The organism is Synechocystis sp. LEGE 06083 (genome assembly GCF_015207725.1).
Taxonomy (GTDB): Bacteria; Cyanobacteriota; Cyanobacteriia; order Cyanobacteriales; family Microcystaceae; genus Synechocystis; species Synechocystis salina.
This window is the reverse complement of the sequence record NZ_JADEWJ010000289.1, coordinates 1-4,620: the sequence shown is the minus strand read 5'-3', so window position 1 is coordinate 4,620 and position 4,620 is coordinate 1. Positions and strand designations below refer to the sequence as shown.

Annotated in this window: 5 protein-coding genes; 3 read left to right on the top strand and 2 right to left on the bottom strand. The window is 47.5% G+C overall.

Annotated features, from left to right (window positions below; genetic code table 11):
* Positions 1-601 (top strand): DnaJ domain-containing protein (locus IQ219_RS16950; protein WP_194073382.1); only part of this gene is annotated, 601 nt, incomplete at its 5' end.
* Between the two features lie 16 nt (positions 602-617).
* On the opposite strand, the gene IQ219_RS16945 is transcribed toward IQ219_RS16950, so the two are convergent.
* The gene (locus tag IQ219_RS16945) at positions 618-1,319 is read right to left on the bottom strand and encodes an SGNH/GDSL hydrolase family protein (RefSeq protein WP_190597227.1); all 702 of its coding nucleotides are present in this window, start codon (positions 1,317-1,319) and stop codon (positions 618-620) included.
* Between the two features lie 225 nt (positions 1,320-1,544).
* Between IQ219_RS16945 and tsaB the strand changes: the two genes are divergently transcribed.
* Positions 1,545-2,204 (top strand): tRNA (adenosine(37)-N6)-threonylcarbamoyltransferase complex dimerization subunit type 1 TsaB, encoded by a 660-nt coding sequence (gene tsaB, locus IQ219_RS16940; protein WP_194073381.1) that lies wholly within the window; start codon positions 1,545-1,547, stop codon positions 2,202-2,204.
* 38 nt (positions 2,205-2,242) lie between these two features.
* Here the strand turns inward: tsaB and IQ219_RS16935 are convergent, their stop codons facing one another.
* The gene (locus IQ219_RS16935) at positions 2,243-2,998 is read right to left on the bottom strand and encodes a WecB/TagA/CpsF family glycosyltransferase (protein ID WP_194073383.1); all 756 of its coding nucleotides are present in this window, start codon (positions 2,996-2,998) and stop codon (positions 2,243-2,245) included.
* A 72-nt stretch (positions 2,999-3,070) separates the two neighbouring features.
* Here IQ219_RS16935 and IQ219_RS16930 point away from each other — a divergent pair.
* The coding region (locus tag IQ219_RS16930) for a metallophosphoesterase family protein (RefSeq protein WP_194073380.1) at positions 3,071-4,620 on the top strand (1,550 nt) is incomplete at its 3' end.

Below are 4,620 nucleotides of genomic sequence, written 5' to 3'. Positions count from 1 at the left end.
ATATCATTCTGTCCTAGGCAACCATGACCAAGCTATTGTTGATTTAATTGTTATAGAAGAAGGTAAATTTTTAGTTAGTGCTAGTAAGGAAGGGGAAATAAAAATTTGGAACTTGGCAGAAAAAATTTGTTGGCAATCTTTTCAGACTAAGCAAACCAATTTATCGGGCATGAGCATTAATCCAGTTAGTAAAATAATTGCCACGGCCACAAATGAAGAAGTAAAACTATGGCAATGGCAAACTTGGCAATGTTTAGAGACTTTACCGGGCTGTTTTCCAGCACAATTTAGCCCAAATGGAGATTTTCTGGTAACTTATAGTCGGTCTAAATTACTGAAAGTTTGGCAGTTGCATTCGGTGGATCAAACATTATCGGATAATCAAAAATTCAGTTTCACCTTAAATTGGTGGGAAGTTCTAGGCGTTTCACCCCACGATGACCCGAAAATAGTCAAAGCGGCCTATTACAGACTGGCAAAGCAGTACCATCCCGACCAAAACTATGACGGGCGGGAGTATAAGAACTCACCTATTGCCATGCAAAAAATCAACTGGGCCTACGAACAATTTTGTCGCACTAATCCAAAGAAACAACTTTAGTAAAATAAACCGACAACTAGGGTTGAGATACCTTACTGGTTAGTTCCTTGAGGGGTTGCCAGTGGTGAATGTCATCTAACAGGGCTTTGTAACCCGCTACGTTGGGGTGGAGTCCGTCGGCCATGAGATGGTCATTAATCCATTCTTGGCCCCGTTGTTGCCAGATTTCAAAAATATCTAGGTAGGGAATTTGGCGATCGCCACAGGCCTGTTGGGTGATGGTTTTGAAACGGCGTTGATCAGAGTGGTTGAAATAAAAACAGTCGAGGAAAGGCATCCGAGCTTCGTTGACCGGCACCATACCAATAAAAAGCACCGGACAGAGTTGATGGGCACTGTCCAACAGTTGCTCCACCTGTTTTTGAAAGAGAATTTCATCGGTGAAACAACGTCCATCGGGCCGGCCCAACCGTGGGGAGTCGTTCACTCCCACAGAGAGAATAAGCAGGTCAGGGACTTTATTGCGGATTTCTCCCCGTAAACGAAATTCTTGCTCCAATCTTTCACTGACTTGGGCTACCCGATCGCCACGGATACCGAGGTTATAGAGGACGGGGCCATTTTCTTCCATCCAAAACCGCCGTAGCCGTTCTGCCCAACCGCCACCGATGGGATCTCCGTAACCATAAACAAGGCTGTCCCCCATGGCCAAGACTTTCAGGGGATGGTCAAAACGGGGAGTCTGGGTAAGGGTCGACGCAGGGGAAATCGTTTGCATGGGATGATGTCCTAGGGTCGGGCGGATAAAGTCAAAACCAATGGGATGGATTGTAACGAGATCTTAACTGAGATTTTACAGGTTGACGTAAGCATTTATACACGTTTGCTCCCCGGCGATCGCCACACTGGGGCAGAAAATCAGATAACAGCTATGCATTTGCCCCTATCCTATCCCCGATAAACTAAAGGTTGCAGTAAGCAACGATACTTAAATCTATTGGTAATGACCGTACCTCCTCCCCTTTCCCTGACCGATCACAATTTAGGTCTGGCCCTCCACACCGCCACCGGCCAACTAGGTTTAGCTTTACAACGGGGAAAAAATCCGGTAGCCCAGCAAACTTGGTCATTGGATCGGGAATTACTCAATCAATTACACAATTGTTTAGGGGATTTTTTGCCGAGCCAGCAATGGCCAGAATTGGACTATCTGGCCGTAGCCCAAGGCCCCGGTAGCTTCACCAGCGTCCGCATTGGTATGGTCACCGCCCGTACCCTAGCCCAGCAATTACAAATTCCCCTATTTGCCATTTCTACCCTGGCTTGTTTTGCTCAATCTTTGATTGAAACCTGTGACGATGGCGAGTTATTAGCTGTCACCATGCCCGCAACCAGGGGTTATCTTTACGGGGCAGTCTATCAAGTTATCGGGGAAAAACTAGTTACCCTAAACGGCGATCGCCTTTGGTTGCCCGACGATTGGCAACAATTCATGGCCGATAAACAGGTGGAACGAGTCTATGGCACTCCGCCCCAGCTTGGCATCACCGCCCCCCAACTGCTCACCCTTGCTTGGCAACATTGGCTCCTTGGCGATCGACCCCATTGGTCAGCGGCCCAACCTTTTTATGGCATGAGCCCCACCGACCCCGTGACGAATTAGTCTGTTTTTTCCTGCTCAAACATTAGGAGCAAAATAGTTTATAAGGTTTTTTTCTTAGTGAACCATTGCCAAGTAAATAGAACAATAAAAGCGGGGTTGTTAATTAAATATCTGCGCCATAATCGTTTCGGTTCCATGAGTAAACGATAGAACCATTCCAATCCCAGGACCATTAACCAGCGGGGAGCTTGGGACACCAAACCACTATGGAAATTAAAAGCCGCCCCCACCCCCACCATGACTAAATTTAGTTTTTGGTAGTGTTCAGCCATCCAGATTTCCTGCTTAGGACAGCCTAGACCAACAAAGAGAATATGGGCTCCCGACTGCTTAATTTTTGCTAGGGCCATTTCTTTCTCCTGCGGTTTCAGGGGACGAAAAGGAGGGGAATCAGCACCAACAATATTGAGTGTGGGAAAACGTTTAATTAGGTTAACTTGTAGTTGAGTTAAACAAGCCTCGGTACCGCCGTAGAGGTAAATACCAAGGTTTTCCGCCGCGGCCTGCTGACAAATTATTAACATCAAATCCGGGCCATAAACCCTAGTGGCCTGTGGGTAACCGAGCAATTTTAATCCCCACACCAATGGCATACCATCGGGGGTGACTAACACAGCTTGATTAATAACTTCTTGATAACTTTTATTGCCATAGGCGCTCATTACCACATGGACATTGGCCGCCACCACATAACTGGCGATCGCCGCTTTAGCTAAATTAATGATGGTAGTTGTGGCTTGTCCATAGTCTGTGCAGTCAATTCTAGTGCTGATAATGGTGCGGGAAATGGTCACAACAAAAGCCAAGGTGGATGTCTGAGTGGTTTAATTTTGCCATTGTCGGAACCATAAAACCGAGGCCGGGGGATGATTATTACTAGTTTGTTATTGATGCATTTGCTGGTTATGTTGAGTGATCCTTTTTTACAACTTCCCACCTCCGATAGCGTTGAAGTCGTTTGGTTCACCGAATTTGCCGGGGACAACCATTGGGTGCAGTGGAGCAAAGACCTGGAACATCGCACCGAGGCTTCCACTCGACAGTTGACCCGCACTAGGGAAGATGAGTGGTCCTACACCTTCAAAACCTATGACAAGCTTTCCCCCCGGGCTATTTGGCGACACCAAGCCGTAATTGCTGGTTTGAAGCCCGGAGAGCATTTACCCTATCAAGTTTTTAGTGCCGATCGCCAACACATACACCAGAGCGATATTTTTTCCCTGCAACCCAGTCCCCCTGCGGATCAGCCCTTAAAAATTTTGCTCACCTCCGACCATCAGTTAATGCCCATGGTGGCGGCCAATATCCAACAGGCGATCGCCGTTTATGGTGGATTTGATGCAGTGTTCCACGCCGGAGATATGGTCAATGTGCCGGATCGGGCTTCGGAATGGTTTGATGACCGCCGGGGCAGATCTTTTTTCCCAGTTCTCCAGGGCCGGGCTTCAGTAACTTTGGGGGGCAAAATCTATCAGGGAGCACCGGTGTTGCAATCCACTCCCCTCTTTCCCTGCATTGGTAACCATGAAGTAATGGGCCGCTATTCCCCCGGCAAGGCGTTGCATTTACAGTTTAAGGACGCTCGGCCCCAGGCGATCGCCGAAGAAGAATACTTTGAGCGGCAGGATTTTGCTGAACAGGAATATGATCCAGACCAAGCCACCCAATGGATTGAAGACAATTCCTTTAACTTCCAAACCTATGGAGAAATTTTTTCCCTTCCCCCCAGCCCAGCGCCGCAAAAACAGTACTATGCTGTCACCTTTGGTCATATTCGTCTGATTTCCTTAATGGTCACCAATGTTTGGCGCTCTCCACAAGAGAATGCCAGTACCCCGGGGCGCTACCAGGAAAGCAGTCAACAGTTGGATGAACCAGAAAATTGGGGCCATGGTCAGCATATTTTTGAGCCCATTACCCCTGGTAGTAGGCAGTATGAATGGCTACAGCAGGAATTAGCCGGGGAAGCTTTTCAGCAAGCTCAGTACAAAATCGTTATGTTCCACCATCCTCCCCACAGTTTGGGGGGTAATGTTACTCCACCCTACACTGACCCCCAAGCCTACGAAGAATATGCCCCCGATGGCTCCATGGTGCACCGCCGTTACCATTATCCCAAAGGAGAAGATCAGATTATTACCCACTTAATTCCCCTGCTGGAAAGTGCCGGAGTTCAACTAGTTTTTTATGGCCATTCCCATCTTTGGAATCGTTTTGTCAGTCCTGGGGGGATGCACTTTTTGGAAACTTCTAATGTTGGCAATAGTTATGGCGCCCATTTAGCTGATAATCCCCGTTCCCTGCCAGATTTTATTGATCCCAGCAATGATTTTCCCGTCGGTAATCCCAATGGTTTATCGCCAATTATTCCCACCATTGCCCCTTTGCTTGATTCCCAAGGAAAACCATTACCATA

Coding starts and splice junctions, on each gene's coding strand:
- tsaB (WP_194073381.1), top strand. CDS start 1,545: ATGACCGTACCTCCTCCCCTTTCCCTGACCGATCACAATTTAGGTCTG.
- IQ219_RS16945 (WP_190597227.1), bottom strand. CDS start 1,319: ATGCAAACGATTTCCCCTGCGTCGACCCTTACCCAGACTCCCCGTTTT.